The 387-nt window shown below is 64.1% G+C and carries 1 protein-coding gene; it reads right to left on the bottom strand.

Annotated elements, in window-relative coordinates:
* Positions 1 to 387: FAD-dependent oxidoreductase (locus CWB62_RS18565; RefSeq protein WP_171036807.1), on the bottom strand; the 387-nt coding region annotated here is incomplete at both ends.

The raw sequence follows: 387 nt of genomic DNA on the forward strand, positions 1-387 counted from the left end.
TCTCGTTATCCAAGAAGGACAGCAGACGATCACGCGTATCGATCAGGTCGACCTTGACGCCACGGCCGGAGAAGATCGAGGCGTACTCGGAGCCGATGACACCGGCGCCGTAGATGATCAACGTGCGCGGCGTGTGCGACAGGCCCAGGATGGTGTCGGAGCAGTAGATGCGCGGGTGGCGGAAGTTGACGTCCGCCGGGCGGTAGGGACGCGAGCCGGTGGCGATCACGACCTTCTCCGCGTGCAGCTCCTCGACCCCTTCATGGGCATCGCGCACCACGACGGTGTGCTCGTCCTTGAAGCGCGCGGTACCGAAGAACACATCGATGCGATTGCGGGCGTAGAAGCGCGTACGCATCTCGACCTGCTGCTCGATGGTGCGGCGTG

Source organism: Pseudoalteromonas sp. S408 (genome assembly GCF_005886645.1).
Classification (GTDB): Bacteria; Pseudomonadota; Gammaproteobacteria; order Enterobacterales; family Alteromonadaceae; genus Pseudoalteromonas.